This is a genomic window from bacterium (assembly GCA_021372515.1).
In the GTDB taxonomy this organism is placed as follows: Bacteria; Gemmatimonadota; Glassbacteria; order GWA2-58-10; family GWA2-58-10; genus JAJFUG01.
This window is the reverse complement of the sequence record JAJFUG010000107.1, coordinates 1-14069: the sequence shown is the minus strand read 5'-3', so window position 1 is coordinate 14069 and position 14069 is coordinate 1. Positions and strand designations below refer to the sequence as shown.

Here is a 14069-nt window from a genome sequence, read left to right as displayed (position 1 = left end):
GCCTGGATTTCGGCAGCCTCAAGCGTATCCTGGCCGCCCTGGTGGCCCGGTTCGACCATGTCGACCTGAACAGCGTGCCGCCGTTCGACCGGATAAACCCCACGGCCGAGAACCTGGCCCGCACGATTTTCGAGCAGTCCGCCGGCGAGCTGCCCGCGGGAGTCGCACCGGACCGGGTGGAACTGTGGGAGAGTGAGCGCAACCGGGTGGAGTACCGGGAGGAGTGAGTCATTGCTGCAGATGGTGTGATGGAACCGAAAATGTAGGGGAGGGTTTGAAACCCTCCCCTACAGTATTTTGAGATCATTTTGCCGGCTTGAGCGCGCTGTAGAGCGCGGCCGATTCCGGCGGCCCGGCGAAAACCTCGCTGCCGGGACGGTTCAGCAGGCCGAGATACTGGTAGATGAGTATCTTTTCCACGTAGGGGGAAACGGCCTCGAGCTGGGCCTTGACCCGCTCGGGCGGCGCGGGCAAGAGTGCGCTGTGGTAGACCTTGCCCTCGAAGCGGAACACCTCCACATCCGCCCAGAGCGCAGCGCGTCCGGCCTTGTGGTGCACCTTGTAGAGGTTTTCGAAAAAGCCCGCGCTCTCCTCCACTTTCGTCTTCTCCACCCCCACCTCGTCCTGGTAGGCGACATAGTCCACGTCCAGAGTCTCCAGCTGGCGCACGTAGAGGTCATCCGCGCTCACGTGGCGGGTGCCGTAGGGGGCGATCAGGGTCTTGGCCTGGGGGGTCAGACTGTGCGCCTCGGCGGTGGAGGAGTTGACATAGTCGATGAAGATGTCGGCGAAGTGGCCCTCGATCCCGGTCTCGTTGGGGTAGTACCAGCCGAAAAAGCTCGGGTGGTGGGCGTACTTGCCGGCGATTTCGGCCATGGCCTTGAAACGCAGCCCGCGCACGGCCTTGTCCTGCATCAGAAGCTCGGCCTGCATCCAGTCGCCGTAGAAACCGTTGCTCACGAAAAAGCGGACCCCGCACTGGTCGGCCGCGGCCAGCACCGCCTCCAGTGGGTCGTCACAGCCCAGCTCGTGCCGCGGCAGCAGGCCCGAGGGATAGAAACTGCGGCCGTCGATAGCCGTGTCGAGCAGCACCAAGTCGCGGATGCCGAACCCGGCAATCTCCTGCACCTTGGCCGCCCACTGCCCGGCGCTGAACGCGGCCAGGGCCGGGTTCCAGGGTGCGCCCTCCGCTGCCGAGTGGTGCTGGAATTCAAACCAGGACCCTTCGATGGGCTTGGCTGTCCCGCAGCCGGAGGTGCCGCCTTGCAGTTGCTCGACCAGGGCGGCGCTGGCCGCGAAGGCCCCCAGACGGTTCATGAAACCTCTTCTCTGCATGCTCGCACCTCTTACGAATCCGGTTTTTATGGACGCAAGGACGATATCAGGCTTTCCCGGCCGCCCCGCTGCGTGTCATCGGCCCCACCAGCAGCAGCATGCTCGCGGCGATTAGGGACCCGGCCCAGAACACGGCGTGCATGCCCCAGAGGGCGTATACCCCGCCCATCAGCAGCGGGCCCAGGGTCTGGCCCAGGCGCAGCACCAGCCCGTTGATCGACATGAACCCGCCGCGATGCTTGAGCGGGGCGATCCCGGTCAACAGCTCCACCATCTGCGGACCGTTCAGTCCCATGCCCACTCCGAGCAGCATGGTGGGCAGGAAAAAGAACCAGACTGAATGCGGGGCGAACCGCACCAGCAGCATGGCGGCGGCAAAGAGAATGTAGGCCGAGGCGATCAGGCTGCGTCGGCTGAAATGCCGCACAAGGCGCGGCATGGAGGCCGCCACCGCCGCATTGGTCAGGCTCATGCTGGACATGATCGCCCCGATCAGCGCCGGGCGCGCCCCGAACGAGGCATCGAGCAACAGCGGCATAAAGGTGAGGCACGGCCCGTAGAACATGATGAAAGTCAGCGTACTGCTGGCGAATAGCGCCAGGGCCTGGGGGTTCATCACGCTGCGCCATATGCCGGCCAGGTAGCCCCACAGGTGCTCATCCGCCCCGGGATGCGGAGCCTCGAGCCGCAGCAGCACGGTCAGGCCGATGGGCAGGGCCAGCAGCGGCAGCAGGAACGGGAAATGCCAGCCGAAAGTGGCCAGCAGCCCGCCCACGGCCGGATAACTGGCCGCGCCCACGCTCAGCACCCCGGCGTTCAATCCCACCGCAGCCGTGCGCCGCTCGCCGCTGAACAGGTCGCCGATCAGGGTCACGTTGAGCGAGCCCAACGAGGCCGCGCCCAGACCCTGCACGAAACGCAGGGCCAGCAGGAGGTGAAAGTTGTTCACCAGGGCGCAGGCCGAGCCGGCCAGGCCGAACAGGAGCAGCGCCGGCACCAGCACGGTCTTGCGTCCGTAGCGGTCGGCCCAGACTCCGAGGATCGGGGTGAACAGCACCCCCGGCAGGGTGAAACAGGTTATCAGCAGCCCCACCCGGCTCTCGGTCAACCCGAACTGGCGCATCACCAGCGGCAGGGCCGGGGTGATGCTGGATACTCCCATGATCGCCACCATGGTGATCATGAATATCATCTGCATGTTGCTGTCTCTGTAGACCGGCCCCTTCTCTTTCATCGCTTTTCCTTACCGTTTTTCCAGGCTCCAAACGTGAAAAGCCGGGCATGGCCCGGCCGATGCTCTGGAGCGCCATATGCCGCTCCGGCAGAAAACGACCTTATACCTCAATAATATAAACAAATCTCAGCGGGGTGACAACCGGCGCGTTTTACTGTCTCAGCCGCTGCGCAGGAAATCGGTCCGGCTGCGGTAGCGCAGGATCAGCTCGTGGCGCAGAATGTCGTGCTCCGGGGCCTGGAGCCAGGGATCGGCCTTGAGGATACGCTCGGCCGCCTGGCGCGCCTCGACCAGCACCGGGTAATCGGCCACCAGGTCGGCCAGGCGCAGATCGGGCAGACCGCTCTGGCGTTCGCCGAAGAAATCGCCGGGTCCGCGCAGGCGAAGGTCCTCCTCGCTGATCTTGAACCCGTCCGTGGTGGACTCCAGGATCTTCAGCCGCGTCAGGCTGTCGCCGCCCGCGCCGGGCGAGGGGATGAGGAAGCACCAGCTCTGGCGGTGGCTCCGTCCGACCCGCCCGCGCAACTGGTGCAACTGGCTGAGGCCGAATCTCTCGGCGCCCTCGATCACCACTACCGTGGCCTCGGGCACATCGATGCCCACCTCGATCACCGTGGTGCCGACGAGCACCTGGGCCGCGCCGCTCTCGAAAGCGCGCATAGCCGTCTCTTTCTGCGCCGGGGGCAGCTTGCCGTGCACCAGCACCACGGACAGGCCGGGGAAAATCTTTTCCTTGTAGCGGGCGAACCACTGTTCGGCCGCGGCCAGCTCGCTTTCCTCATCCTGCTCGATCCGCGGGCAGACCACGTAGACCCGCTCGCCCGCCTGCACCCGCTCGGCCATGAACCGCTGCATGTCGGCACGCTTGCGCTCCGGGACGATATGGGTGGCGATGGGCTTGCGCCCGGCCGGCAGCTCGTCGATCACCGAGACATCCAGGTCGCCGTAGAGGGTGAGGGCCAGGCTGCGCGGGATCGGGGTGGCGGTCATCACCAGGCAGTCGGTCTGGACCCCCTTGCGCTTGAGCAGAAGGCGCTGGTTCACCCCAAAGCGGTGCTGTTCGTCGATGATGGCCAGCCCCAGATCGGCAAACTCAACCCCCTCCTGGATCAGGGCGTGGGTGCCCACGGCGATCCGAGCGGCGCCGTCCTTGAGCTTCTGCAGCACGGGCCTGCGCTCGGCCTGGCTCATCTTGCCCAGCAGGCAGGCGACCTCCACCCCGACCGGGGCGAGAAGGCGGCCGAGGGAACGGAAATGCTGCTCGGCCAGCACCTCGGTGGGGGCCATAAACGCCGCCTGGTAACCGTTTTCCACGGCCCGCAGGGCGGCGAACACCGCCACGATGGTCTTGCCCGAGCCGACATCCCCTTGCAGCATGCGGTTGAGCGGGGAGCCGCCGGTCAGGTCGGAGTCGATGGCCCGCAGCACTCGTTTCTGGGCCTCGGTCAGCTCGAAGGGCAGTGTTTTGCCCAGCTCGCGGACTAAGTGATTGCGGCGTTCGTAGATACGGCTGCGCTTCTCGGCCTGCAGGTGGATACGGCGTCCCAGGAGCATCAGCTCCAGGTAGAACAGCTCATCGAACGCCAGGCTGCGCCTCGCCGGGGCCACCTCGGCCAGGGTGGACGGGCGGTGCAGGCTGCGCACCGCGGCGGCGCGGGGCATCAGGCCCAGCTCGCGGCGAAGGGCGTCGGGAAGGTGCTCGGGAAGGCTGTCCGCGGAGGGCAGGGCGGCCAGGCTCAGGCGCCGCATCTGCCACTGGGTCAGGCCCTCGGTCAACGGATAGACCGGGGTCACCTGGCCGGCCCGGCCCTCGTCGGGGGCGCCCGGCTCCGGGTCCTCCAGGCGGAAATACTCCTGCGGGCTGAGGTAGGGTTTGCCGCGCCAGAGCCGCAGGCTGCCGTAGACCAGCCAGCGCTGGCCGTCCTCGATCTTGTCCTTGAGGAACGTGCGTCCGAACCAGCGGCAGACTATCCAGCCGCTCCCGTCATCCAGCACCGCCTCGAACCCGATCTCGCGCTTGCGGGCGTACATCGGGCGGGCCAGGCGCACCGTGCCGGCCAGGCTCACCTCGGCGCTTTCGGCCGCGCCCAGGCTGCCGATCCGGGTCACAGCGCTCAGGTCGAGGTAGCGGCGCGGGAACAGGTAGAGCAGGTCCCTGACCAGTGTCACGCCCAGACGCGCCAGCAGTTCGGCCCGCTTGGGGCCCACCCCCGGCAGGAACTGGATTTCGCTCTCCGGGTCGATCCGGCGCACTATTTTGGGTTTGTCGAACGGCATTGTCCTCGCTCCTGGCTGGTCTGACCGCGTGAAACAAAGTTAACAGCAAATGCGGAGCAGTCAATTTTCCTTGTTCCGGGCCGGAGTGGGGCGTAAATTAATTTTTATTGCAATTGTCGACTAACCTGTCCGGGGCCTTACAATGAAGATCAGAGCCGTACTAATCGGGCTGGGGCTGATTCTGGCCCTGGGCCTGGCCACAGTCGCCAGCCTGGCCCAGGACAGCACCTCCACCGCCCAGACCATTCCGGACAGCCTGGCCCGCCCGGCCGACAGCCTTCTCCCGAAACCGGACAGCCTGGCCCAGAAAGCGGACAGTGCCGGGAATGTTGCCGACAGCACCGCGGGCGCGCCGCTGCGGGCCGGCCTGAAACAGGCGGTGGACAGCACACTGGTCCAGTTCGAGGACAGCTTGCTGGAGGAACTTTCCGATAGCCTGGAGGGCGGCGAGGGAGCGGCCCCCGCCGAGGAGCGCCATCCCGGGGCCGCGCGCGACAGCCTGCGCCAGGCGCGCCGTGTTGAGCGCCCGGGCCGCGATGTCCTGACCGCGCGCGTGATCCCCTGGGATTGGGACCAGTATACCAATGTCACCGAGGTGGGACTCAAGAATGTGCGTGACGGGGTCGAGTACAGTCTGACCCACAACGAGGTCTACGATACGCTGTTCACTCGTCAGCAGGGGAAGGTGGTGCGAGTCCGGGGGCAGGTTAGCCGGGATTCCGACGGGTTCTTCAACATGACGGTCAATGCAATACTGCCGCCTGACACGACCACGGCGGCTAAAGCAGCTGGAGCAGGCAATCCCTGATAAGTTTCTGCAATGTCAAATCAATGCGGAGGCGCTCCAATGTCAGAGCAGGAAAAGATTGTCAACCGTCGTTCCTTCCTCACCCTCGGCAGTTCAGTTCTCGGCTCTGTGGCTCTGTTGTCCGCCTGTGCGCAAAAAGCTCCGGTCCAGGAGGCGGCGGTCCCGGCCATGCCCGCACCCGAAGTCCCGCTGACCGCGCACCCGCCTCTGCCCGCCACCCAGTTCCCGGCGGATGAGGCCTACCTGGGTTTCCGCATGGGTGTGCAGAGCTACTGTTTCCGGAATTTCAAGACCCTGGATGATCTGGCCGCCAAGCTGAAAGAGCTCAACCTGGCGCACGTGGAAATCTGGCCGGACGGCCACCTGCCGGTGGACACCCCGCTGGACCAGGTCAAGGCCGCCGCGGAGAAGATCAAGGCCCTCGGGATGAGCGTCGACGCCTGCGGCGTGGTCGGGTTCGACACCAACGAGGCCAAGGCGCGCCAGATCTTCGAGTACGGCAAGGCCCTGGGCGTGCTGGCGATCAGCGGCTCGCCCCAGCCCGGCTCGCTCCAGTTGGTGGACAAGCTGGCCAATGAGTACGGCCTGCCGGTGGCGATCCACAACCACGGGCCCGAGGACCCGATTTTCGGCTCCTACGAGCAGGTGCGCACCGCCATGCTCCAGACCTCGAACATGGTCGGTTTCTGCATGGACTGCGGCCATTTCTACCGCGCCGGGGTCGACCCGATGCTGGCGCTGGACGAGTTCTCGAACCGGGTCTACGGCATCCACCTGAAAGACCTGGTCCCGGACGCCGACGGTAAGTGGAAGGACGTGATCGTGGGCACGGGTAAGATCAACCTCGTGGCCCTGCTCGACAAGCTGGATGAGATCGGGTTCAAGGGTTACCTCTCCCTCGAATACGAGTCCGATCCGGACAACCCAGTGCCGGCCATGCTGCAGTGCCTGGACAACATCAAGGCCGCCGCGGCCAAGATCAAGGCCCAGGCCTGAAACGCAATCGGGATGGAAACAAGGTTGCAGTCAGAAAGAAAAAAGGCCGGGGTGGACGCCCCGGCCTTTCCTGTTTGCAGTTCGTCTCGGGTTTATTTAGCCTTGTCCGAGGTGCGGAAACTGAACACTTCGCTCCAGGGGCCGATCGCCCCGTGGCTGTCGCGGGCGCGGACTTTCCAGTAGTAGGTGCTGCCGGGGTTGAGGAAACCGGCCGGAACTTTCCAGGTGGTGGCTGCCGCGCCCAGGCTGCGATAAAGGCTGGGCGAGAGCGGCCAGCGGCAGTCGGGCCGCAGGCTCACCAGCACTTGATAATCGGCCGTGCTGTCAGCCGGGTCCGGGTCGGCTGCGGCTTTCCAGCTTAGGGTGGGGGCCAGGGATTTCTGCTCGCCAGTCACCAGTGCCGTCTCGACTGCCTGCGGCGGATGGTTGCCGCTTTTTTCGCGCCAGGTGTGGGTGATCCGCACCCGGTGCGGCCCCGGGCTGCTGTCGCGGTAGCGGACCACGTTACGCCCCAGGCTCAGCGCGGGAAGGCTGTGCGGCGAGACCTGGAAATCCGTCACCGCGCGCAAGCCATCCACTCCCGACTGGCTCTTGGTCTCGGCGCGGCCCTTGAAGCTGAACACGATCTGGTAGTTGTAGAGCGGCTCGGCCTTGAGGATCGACGGGTCCAGGTCCAGCTCGATATCCTGTGTGCCGTGGCCCCATTCCCAGTTGTAGAGGCGCGTGCCCTCCTCGCCTCCGCCGAAACTGACCCCCGCCATTTCGCCGTCCTCGCCGCCCTTGACCAGACGGCAGAAAAAGCGCCCGCCCACGATGGGCCAGGGGCAGCCCAGGTGCAGCCTGGCGCTGGAGGGACGGTTGTAGAGTACGCGGTCCTGGAGGTAGAGCGGGTGGAGCGCCGGGCTGAGGCCGTCCTGCGCCCGCGTGGCGGCGTTCTCGCCCACCTCGATGTAGGGGGCCAGGTCGATCCGGCCCAGGTCCGGCTCCCACTCCAGGCGGCCGTTGGCATAGACCTGCGGGGCCAGCGGGTCGGCGTCCGGAGATTCGAACTCGTCCAGGCGCGGCTCCCACCAGCGGGTGAGCGTTTCGCCCGGCTTGAGGCTCAGGCCCATGTTGTAATCCAGCTTGTTCTGGTACTGGTAGCCGTCCGAAATCCAGTTGTTCTTCTCGGTGATCAGGTAGCGCACGAACTGGATATTGCGCCCGGGCGGGTCATCCTGCCTCACCCAGGGGTCGCGCACGTGGATCGTGCGCTCGATGAGCCCCTTGTCCTTCTCCAGCTCAGCCATGCTGGCGATAGTGCGGTTGTCACGTCCCAGGTAGAACACCTTGACGTTGGCGTCCAGCATGTGCCAGCGGCCGTCCCAGAACACCTCGTTCACCGTGTGCCCGGCGATTTCCCAAACCCGCGCGGTCACTCCCACCTCGCGGCAGAGCGCCTCGACCCAGCTCGCCGCGTGGCCGCAGATGCCGTAGCCGTAGCCGTTCAGCCCGCGCACCGGCTGGAGCGCGCTGTCATCGTGCGGAGAGCGCTGGAACCGCCGCCAGGCCAGCCAGTCCCAGATCGCCAGGGCCTTTTCCTCATCCGTGCTGCAGCCCGCGGTGATCTCGGCGGCCAGGCTGTGGATGTCGAACCAGTCGAACTTGCCGTTGACCGTGACCCAGGGGTCGGCCACGGCGGAGTCGCCCAGGTTCTCGATCTTTATCTCGACATTTTGCGGATCGAGCGTGCCGCCCACTTCGATCACGTATTCATCCTGCCCGGCGGTGATCTCGCGGCTGAACGATTTGAGCTCGCCGTCCTGCTGCGCGGCGGGCAGCGGCAGGGCGGCGATGACGCCGAGCGCGGCTGCCAGGAGAACGATAACTCGGTTGCAGCGCATGGGTGGCCTCCTTTGGATATAATTGCACGATGCAAGAATAATAAGAGGTATTTTAGATGCTAATGCGAGGAATTAAGGGATAAAAGGCCAAAAAGTCAAGGCAATATTTCTTGCACGATAAAAGTAATGATGGAGATAAGTCATGCTGTAAGGTGCTATCTGGCAGGGGTTCTATTTGTCCCCAGGCTCAAGGCAGGCCTTTGACCTGGGGCAGGGATTTCATTTTCCTGAGAAAATCGGTCTTAGTTATTTGGCGGGGCCATTCCAGATTGATCCTGACCATGACAGTAGCTTCTAAATGCTCGCCTTGATAATCCAACTCAATGGCTCCCAACGATTTTAATCCAGATAGATCTCGAACGAATGCTTTCGTGTCGTTTTGCAGATTTGAATATTCGGAATCAATTTTTCCGAACAAGGCAAACAGTTCCATTGATTCTTCATCAAGCAACACCTTCAGAATCTCGATCTGTCTTTTGGCGATTACCCGCTTGCGCGGAGATTCAAGCTTGCCGAACAGGTCGAACATCACGTTGCGGAATATCGCTTTGCTGATATTGCGGTTAATCTCGCGCATCAATCGGCCAACTTGCATAGTTAGTCCATTCAGTCCGAGGATCAAGAATGGTGTGATATCATGCCCGTTGGTGTGAGATTCAGACAGGGTCTTGAGGTAATTGATCTTTTCATCATAGTAATAATTCGACATTGAGATGAAACAGGCATCCCGCAGCCCGGCCCGCTGCAGCAGCAGGGCTTCCAGCGCCCGCGCGGTGCGGCCGTTGCCGTCAAGGAACGGGTGCATGGCGGCGAAATGGTAGTGCGCGGAAAAAGCCTGGATAATGGGTGAGTGCTCCCGGTAGGCAGTCTGAATGGCCCGGACATATTCCGCGAAGGCCTGAGTGCACTCATCTCCGCCGTTCACCCCGCGATGACGCGGTTGTCCGAAATTGACATTCTCGTCTGGGCCGCGCAGCATGCCCGGCCGGCAGTGGTCGTCATCCGCTCCGGTTACGATGTGATGGTGAATCTCTTTTATGATATCTCCATCCAGCGGTCGGTCCGCTGGGATGGCGGCGATCCAGCGGTAGGTGACTGCAGCGGCGCGAGCTTGGCGCTGCGAGCGTGTAATGAATTCTTCAGGGCCACTGGCGAGGGCCTCGTCCAGCTCTTTATCCGAAAAATCCGCCCCCTCGATCCGCGAGGTCCCGGCGATTTCTCTTTTCAGCTCGATATTCTGCAGGCTGTCCACCCAGGATTTCTGGTACGGCACGGATCGCAGAGCCAGAATTGCGGCCTGCGCTTCGACCAGTCGAGGCAGGATTTTCTCCAGGTTGTACTTGATCCAGTTGTCAGGCTTGCGGTAGTGAATCATTGAACCTCCCGATTCAAGTTCAATGCGGTTTCATTTTCGGATTGATAAATTATAATTTGTTTAAAAATAACTTCTTGCATTTTATTTGTCCATAGTCAATACAATTTCATTTCCAGATAGTGTCTGATCGATTGCCTAAAAACAGAAAAGGCGCGAAGGCTTTTCGCCCCCGCGCCCCTCTTTGTCCGGACTCGATTATCTACCGCTCTATTGTCCGGCCTCTGTCTCCCCCGTGCGCTCCAGCAGAAGGTAACCCGCCAGACCCATGAACCCGAAGCGCAGCCGCGGCGGGGCCTCGCGCACCGGGCGCTCGCTGTCGCGCAGCAGCACCTCGATATAGCGGGCCTTGTCCCCGCCCAGGACATTCACCCGTTGCAGCAGGCGCACGAGCTGTTCCGGCGCCTGACGGTTCATGGCCGCGGTCTCGGCCATGGCCGCGCGCACCAGGGCCGCATCCCCGGCGCTCACCTTTTCACCCAGGCCCTCGAGGCCCTTTTCCAGCTCGTGCGCCAGCACATCCAGCCCCTGCTGGGCGCTGCGGTTGTAGAGGGTCATAAGCCGGAAATGCTCCTCATGACGGCCCAGCAGGGCGAACACCGCGTGCATGATCTCATCCAGCTCGGCCGGGAGCATCAGCGGGTTGAGTTTCTCCAGCAGCAGGGTCACGTTCTCACGCTCGCCCATGTCGTAGATCGCCCGCGCGCCGTGGATGGTCAGCCGCGGGTTGTAGGTCAGACGGAAAATCTCCTTGATCCGCGGGTAGCTCTGGCTGTCCTGCATCTGGCCCAGGGCCTGCATGGCCTTGCCCTCGAGGAAGAAATCGTTCGAGTGCAGGCTTTCCCGCAGTGTGGTGATCGCCTCGCTCACCCGGTGCTTGCCCAGTATTTCGGCGGCCATCCAGGCGGTCGAGAACTCCCCGTCCTTGACCTCCTCGATCAGCCGCCAGGAGGCCTCCGGGCCGAACTCGATCCGGTCCAGGGCCTCCAGGGCCGCAGTGCGCAGGGTGAAAATCGGGCTGTCCAGGTATTCGAGCAGCGTACGCTCGCTCACCTCGCTGCGCAGGTCGGCCAGACGGTCGATCAGCTCGTGGGCGCGCTCGAGCTGCGGGGTCTCGGCCAGCTCCTGCACGCTCATCAGGGCGCGCCAGTCCCGCACGCTGAACATCATGCCCAGCACCTCGCGCACCCGGCGCTCGGCCAGGGGACGTAGGCGCAGCACCATGCCCAGCCCCACCAGGGCGGCCACGATCACCAGGCAGAAATAAGTATGGTAGATTTCCATCCCGCTCAGACCCAGACGGTCCAGGGTCTCCAGCACGCCGCCGCCCAGGAACGTGCCCACCAGCCCGGCCGCGGCCCCCTGCAGCACCAGGATCAGCACGGAGATATTGAGCACACTCTCACGGCTGGCCGTGTTCAGGAAATAGTGGGCCAGGGCGATCTGAAGGCTCACCGTGCAGAAACCGGCGAAAAAGAACAGTGTGCCGGTGTAGGCATAGTTGAGCCGGGCCGGCGAGACGGCCCAGAGCAGCGCCACCAGGGCGAAACCCAGCAGGTTGATTATCATCACCGGCCTGGGGCCCGAGCGGTCGATGAGCAACGAATTCATATAGCTCGCCGCCACCATGCCCAGCACCTGCAAGACCACGAAAATGAGGGCCAGGCGGTCGGCGACATTGTAGCCGTTCTTGACCGTGAGCACCTGGAACGGCACAATTAACTGGATCACGCTGGAGACCGCGGCCCAAGCCAGGATCAGCTTAAGCATGCGGCGGTCGGCGTAGAGAAGCGAGAAAGCCTTGAGCATCGGCACGCGGCTGGAGTTCTTCGGCCCGCTGGACTCCGGGATGCTCCACATGATCGCCGAGGAGATCATCCCCATGGTGACTCCGGTGGCGATCACAACCTGGAAATGCCCGAACCCGGGGTTGGCCCCGAGCCAGAAACTTACCGCCACCAGCATGGCCAGCATCCCGATGTAGAACGAGAACTGCCACTGGCCAATGAACCGTCCGCGGTCCTCCGGGCCGGTCATGTCGTTTATCAGGATATTCTCGGCCGCCAGGCCCATGGCCCTGAAAGCGAAAAAGACAAACGACGCCGCCAGCAGGAAAGTCAGGCCCAGGCTGGGCGACACGCGGGTCCAGATCACCGGGGCGAGCATGAACGTGGCCGCCACCAGGTTGCGGACCGACCAGCAGGTGCTGTAGGTGCGGGCCGCGCCCCAGCGCCCCACCAGCACCTTGCCCAGCAGGATGAATCCCATTGTAAGGTAGACATAGCTCGACAGCAGGCCGATCTGGAAATCGTTGGCCCCCAGCTTCAGGCCGAACAGCACCAGCACGCTCTCGGCCAGCAGGGCGTAGGACAGGGCGTTGATCGTCGAAAAGGCCAGGAAGCGCCGCTGGGCCGTGCCTTTCTGCACCCTGGAGAGGCGTTCCGGAAAGATTCTTGCCATTTTTGCAATTCCACTTTCTTGAAAAAATTACCAATCCCGTGAACGAACAGAAATTCAAGACATAAAATACACTATTTGCGTCTGATTTTCAATTCTGTGCTCTCCGGCGCTGGGATGGCCGCGCCGAAAGTGTCTCACCGCTCTGTAACCCAAGGCGTTTACTGCGGTTGACTTAAGCCGGGTTTCGGTGTAAATTTCAACGTTTATTATCTGGTCCTGAAAGCATGCCAAACTGTCAATAAAAATCGACCCGGAGCAAAACGCAATGGCTGGCAAGCAGATCGAATCGGTGATGGACAAGCTGGTGAGCTTGTGCAAGCGGCGCGGCTTCATCTTCCAGAGCAGCGAAATCTACGGCGGACTCAATTCCTGCTGGGACTACGGCCCGCTGGGGGTGGAGCTCAAGCGCAACATCAAGGATTTCTGGTGGGACTGGATGACCCGCCGCCGGGAGGACATCGAGGGCCTGGACGCTTCGATCCTGATGAGCCCGCGGGTCTGGGAGGCCAGCGGACATGTGAGCGGGTTCACCGACCCGCTGGTCGACTGCCGCAACTGCAAGCAGCGTTTCCGCGCCGACCATCTGCCCGCCGGGACCAAGGTCTGCCCGGCCTGCGGCAAGGAGACCCTGACCGAGGCGCGCCAGTTCAACCTGATGTTCAAGACGTTCATGGGCCCGGTGGAGGAGGCGGCCAGTCAGATCTACCTGCGTCCCGAGACCGCCCAGGGCATCTATGTCAATTTCCTGAACGTCCAGACCGCCATGCGGCGCAAGGTCCCGTTCGGTATCGCCCAGATCGGCAAGGCGTTCCGCAACGAGATCACCCCCGGCAACTTCATTTTCCGCACCCGCGAGTTCGAGCAGATGGAGATGCAGTTCTTCGTCAAGCCGGGCACCGAGGAAGAGTGGTTCGAGAGCTGGAAAGCCGACCGCATGGAGTACTACAAGGCCCTGGGCCTCGACCCGGCCAAGCTGCGTTTCCACCCGCACGGCCCGGGTGAGCTGGCCCACTACGCCAAGTCCGCCGCGGACATCGAGTTCGAGTTCCCGTTCGGCTGGCAGGAGCTGGAGGGCATCCACAACCGCACCGATTTCGACCTCAAGCGCCACAACGAGTACAGCGGCAAGGAAACGCTGAGCTATTTCGACGAGACCACCAGCGAGCGCTTCGTACCCTACGTGATCGAGACCTCGGCCGGCTGCGACCGCACGCTGCTCACCTGCCTGGCCGGCGGCTACGATGAGGAGGAGGACCGCGTAGTGCTGCGCCTGTCTCCCAGGATCGCCCCGATCAAGGTCGGCGTGTTCCCGCTGGTCAAGAAAGAGGGCATGGTCGAGGCGGCCCAGGACGTCTACAGCCGTCTGCGCAAGAAATTCCGCGTCTTCTACGACCTGTCCGGCTCCATCGGCCGCCGCTACCGCCGCATGGATGAGGCCGGCACGCCGCTGGGGATCACCGCGGACGGCCAGACTATGGAAGACAACACCGTGACGATCCGTGAGCGCGATTCCATGGCCCAGCACCGGGTAAAGATTGACGAGGTGGTGGCCTGGGTCGAGCGTTTCATAGAGAACGGCTCGCCGGCGGCCTGAGCGGCGGGCGCGTACATTCGCAGAGGCTTTTAATCGAGAAGGGGCGACCGGCCGGTCGCCCCTGTCGCTAAAGGAGATTGCATGCCGTTTCAACTGCTGGACCTCGGCCC

Annotated in this window: 10 protein-coding genes; 4 read left to right on the top strand and 6 right to left on the bottom strand. The window is 63.3% G+C overall.

Annotated features, from left to right (window positions below; translation table 11 throughout):
- Positions 1-227 (top strand): 6-carboxytetrahydropterin synthase (locus tag LLH00_10580; protein MCE5271715.1); only part of this gene is annotated, 227 nt, incomplete at its 5' end.
- Between the two features lie 76 nt (positions 228-303).
- Here the strand turns inward: LLH00_10580 and LLH00_10575 are convergent.
- The 3 genes from LLH00_10575 to recG form a co-directional block, all read right to left on the bottom strand.
- On the bottom strand, positions 304-1335 hold the full coding sequence (locus LLH00_10575; GenBank protein MCE5271714.1) for a DUF4434 domain-containing protein: 1032 nt from the start codon (positions 1333-1335) through the stop codon (positions 304-306).
- A 46-nt stretch (positions 1336-1381) separates the two neighbouring features.
- The gene (locus LLH00_10570) at positions 1382-2569 is read right to left on the bottom strand and encodes an MFS transporter (protein MCE5271713.1); all 1188 of its coding nucleotides are present in this window, start codon (positions 2567-2569) and stop codon (positions 1382-1384) included.
- 159 nt (positions 2570-2728) lie between these two features.
- Positions 2729-4846 (bottom strand): ATP-dependent DNA helicase RecG, encoded by a 2118-nt coding sequence (gene recG / locus LLH00_10565; GenBank protein MCE5271712.1) that lies wholly within the window; start codon positions 4844-4846, stop codon positions 2729-2731.
- Positions 4847-4988: 142 nt separating this feature from the next.
- Between recG and LLH00_10560 the strand changes: the two genes are divergently transcribed.
- Both LLH00_10560 and LLH00_10555 read left to right on the top strand, forming a co-directional pair.
- Positions 4989-5654, top strand: coding sequence for a hypothetical protein (locus tag LLH00_10560; GenBank protein ID MCE5271711.1), 666 nt, complete (start codon positions 4989-4991; stop codon positions 5652-5654).
- A 168-nt stretch (positions 5655-5822) separates the two neighbouring features.
- Entirely contained in the window at positions 5823-6650 is an 828-nt protein-coding gene (locus LLH00_10555) for a sugar phosphate isomerase/epimerase (protein ID MCE5271710.1), read from the top strand.
- A 92-nt stretch (positions 6651-6742) separates the two neighbouring features.
- Here the strand turns inward: LLH00_10555 and LLH00_10550 are convergent, their stop codons facing one another.
- The 3 genes from LLH00_10550 to LLH00_10540 all read right to left on the bottom strand — a co-directional run bounded on the left by LLH00_10550 (position 6743) and on the right by LLH00_10540 (position 12365).
- Positions 6743-8533 (bottom strand): hypothetical protein, encoded by a 1791-nt coding sequence (locus LLH00_10550; protein MCE5271709.1) that lies wholly within the window; start codon positions 8531-8533, stop codon positions 6743-6745.
- Between the two features lie 187 nt (positions 8534-8720).
- Positions 8721-9908: a Fic family protein gene (locus LLH00_10545; protein MCE5271708.1), complete on the bottom strand. Its 1188-nt coding sequence runs from the start codon at positions 9906-9908 to the stop codon at positions 8721-8723.
- A 207-nt stretch (positions 9909-10115) separates the two neighbouring features.
- The gene (locus LLH00_10540) at positions 10116-12365 is read right to left on the bottom strand and encodes an MFS transporter (GenBank protein ID MCE5271707.1); all 2250 of its coding nucleotides are present in this window, start codon (positions 12363-12365) and stop codon (positions 10116-10118) included.
- A gap of 265 nt (positions 12366-12630) precedes the next feature.
- On the opposite strand from LLH00_10540, the gene LLH00_10535 reads away from it, so the two are divergent.
- Positions 12631-13959: a glycine--tRNA ligase gene (locus LLH00_10535; protein MCE5271706.1), complete on the top strand. Its 1329-nt coding sequence runs from the start codon at positions 12631-12633 to the stop codon at positions 13957-13959.
- Positions 13960-14069 lie beyond the last annotated feature (110 nt).